General features: G+C 57.1%; 1 protein-coding gene. It reads right to left on the reverse strand.

What is annotated here, in order from left to right; genetic code table 11:
* The coding region (locus AC1DT3_RS15650; protein WP_477466169.1) for a N,N-dimethylformamidase beta subunit family domain-containing protein at positions 1 to 2305 on the reverse strand (2305 nt) is incomplete at its 3' end.
* Positions 2306 to 3352 lie beyond the last annotated feature (1047 nt).

The raw sequence follows: 3352 nt of genomic DNA on the forward strand, positions 1-3352 counted from the left end.
GGAAGATTCCGTTCGCGCCGTATGCGTAGACAGAAGCGTCGACCGGAGTGGTGAGGGGGCCCACCGTGCGGGGCGCAGTGAAGTAATCCTCGTCGGCAGAATAGAAACGCGTGTGATAGGAGGCTATGTAAGTCACGCCGGGGCTGATCGATATCGGCGTATCGAAGGTCGCGGTCTGCCAACCCGAATAGCTCATGCCGTCGAATGTTGCCGTGCCCAGCAACTGGCCCGTTGAACTCCACAGGTGCGCGACGCGCGCTCCATCGAGCTGTGCGGGTTTGTAGAACCTGATTCCGGTAATCGTCCCGGACGAATAACTCGAAAACTTCACGCCGAGCTCGACTTCTTTCGTATCGGGTGCGAACTCCATTTCCGGGCGATCAGCGAAAGTGAACAGGCTCCGTGTGGGGCCGGTCGTGACATTGACGGTTCGCCCGGCTGCGGGCGCCCCGATGTTCAAGCTGTCGTCGACGGCACGGGCGAGCACAGTATACGTGCCGGCGCCTTGCGTGACCCACGTGTAAGTCCAGTTTCCACGACCTGTCGCCTTGTGCCAGCTGGCGCCATTGTCCGTGGAAACTTCCACACCGGCGACCAAGCCGCCGGTATCCGCGGCCGTGCCGGTGATCGTCAGACGTTGGCCTTCGAAGACGTTCGTCCCGCCATTGGGGGTGAGGATCGTCACCGTCGGGGCGACGTGGTCGGTCGTCGTCGTCGCCAATACCAGGCTCGCCTCAAGGGTTTGAGGTTGAATCCCCATGTCGGCGAACAGGTTGACCATCGCCTGCTGCACGTTCGGATCGGTTGGAGTGGCTTCAGCGTCGTGATGCGAGTCGAGGCCCCATGACCAGTAGACGGTGCCTGCTCCAAAGACGAGCGCGCCGCTTTCTGCACGGTAGAGTGTTAAGCTATGCGTCGCCGTACCTGGAGCGACGATTGTACCGTAATCATAGAGGTAGGTATCGACGCTGACTGTCGAGAGCGAGAGGTTGATCAGGCCTTCTGGCCTGAAGCCGTTATCGACGTCCATATCCCATTCGTAACCGAGAAGATTCTTCTGCAGGGTCGCAACCTCGCCCGGCTGCAATTCCGCGATCTCCGTGTTGCGCCAGAACCTGAGCTGAGAAAAGTCGTAGGGAACCGAGATGGTATCGAGGCGGAAGGAATCGACCTTGAACAATTGGCCGGTCAATGAATTCTCCGGCTCTTGGCCGGGGTCTGCGAAGCGAGGATCACGCCAGGTGCCCGTCGATGTCGAACTCGGATCGATGTCCGTATGGGCCCACGTTTCCTTGTAACTCACCATCGTCCGGTAAGGCGTTCCTGTACCGTCGATGCTTGTTTCCCACCGTGTCTTCCAATAGACTTCGTTGCCGCTCCAAAAGGCCAGATTGACGCCCGCATCGCGAGCCGCCTCGACATTGGCGCGCTGCTCGGCGGACCAATATTCGTCGTGACCGACCGACAAGAACGCCTTTGTGTTCAAAAGCTGAGCTCCATCGCGCGCGGAGTCGACACCGGAAATATAGTTGATGTCGTACCCGTTCTGCTCGAGCCACCGGATAGCAGGATACTCGGCGCCGAAAATGTAGTCCCACGCACCGCCCATAGGGCTCGTCGTCGTCATGAAGGGGCGGTTGTAGCTGACGGCGTAGGCACGGCCGATCGCCATCAATCCGCAGCCGCAATTGGGCGGGCTATAGGCGATCATGTCGTCCGGGTTGAGCGGAACCTGACCGAAATAGAGGCTCGCGCCACCCCACGCGTTGTAGGCCTGCCATGTGGTGTCGGAAGTCTGGAATGTAATGTCGCTCGTCTGCTCGTCGTTGCGGACGATGAACGGTATGAGATTCTGGCCCGGCGTTCCGTCTTCGCGAACAAGCTTGGCAAAATACACACCCGATACGGCATCGGCGGGCACGTCCCAGCTCGCCGAAACGGACCAATTTCCGCAATCGATCAATCCGAGCGAATAATCGACGATGGGGTGTGGTTGAATTTGCGGGGCGGCCAAGTTCTTGTCGATCGTATCGATCAGCCTCGCGCCGTCCCCGCCGTAATACCCCATCCGGTAGATTTCGATGCGATAGTTCGTCGAGTCAGTTGCGATCTTGAAATCGACAGTGTTGCCGTTGTCGACGCTGATATCGGTCGCGAAGCCCTGAATGTTCATATCGCCGGCGCCATTCACCGGCCGCCAGATGCTTTCGGGCGTTCCGTCCTTCAGATTCTCCAGGACAATCGCGTTCGAAGGTCCCGCCGAAAGATCAACTTGCGACAGCAACGCACTCTGTTCAAGTGTCAAGGATTCCGGATCCATGGCGTGACCTGCTCGCTTTGTTCGACGGTTCCTTGGAAAGTAACACAGCGCTATAGGCGTCGAAAGCAGATGGCTGGTGCAAGTAAAGTCAAACCATCGACTATAATGGGGCGCGCCGTTACCTCATAAGCTGTAATACCAAGTAACAAATCACCAGTCGTGCTTTAGCGTCGATTTAAAATGAGCGAGCGATTTGAGAGGGGTAGCTGTGTCCGATGACGGTTCGTCGCAGCAGATGACGTCGCCGATCGTCTGCGCCGATCGTGTGGCGACAAACGGAGCAATTGGTCAAACAGAATTGGCATCGTCGCTCGCATGAAACGCAATGGTGTTCGCATTAGATGCGACGCAAGCACACAAGCGCGTTGGAATGCGAGACCCGTCTAACCAGAGCGTAGTCCGCTCGCAGGCTTCATCAAAGTCGGTCTCGCAGCGACCTGAAATCAGGTGCTGCTGCCGTGGAGCTCGTTGTTTACGACAATTCCAATTCTCGCCTCCGCCGCTCTTGCCACGGCGTCCTGGCTGATGCCGTGGGAACTCGCAGTGCAAATGCACCTTGGAACGATGATACTTAGCGCGGAAAAAGCATATTATTCATGCACTTATCGTATGATCGCTAGTTTGTAATCAAGATAAACTGCATATTTGAACGGTTCTAAACTCATAGTCGATAATGATATGTTTTAGATCTATTATTAAGTACTGCGATAACGCTCGACAATACATTAGAACGACCATATGAGCTTGCCTCGTTTTGTTGGGCAGGCGTTCGACGACCACGCCACAGCCCGACCTGACACTCAAATCCGGCGCGCCGCGCCGACGATCACCTTCACGTCTGGAAGACGGGGCTAGCCATGACCGATACGCCAAAGGGCACTCTCACCACCACACCGTCGGCGATCCCCGACGGCACTGATTTCAACGCCTTCCTCGCGGGCTACTTCACCACCGCGACGAGCTTCAAATTCTACGGCGGCACGGAATATTACTTCGGCACCCTGATCAGCGGCGAGCAGCTCGCCTTCATCG

This window comes from Microvirga sp. P4_G7, assembly GCF_056401005.1.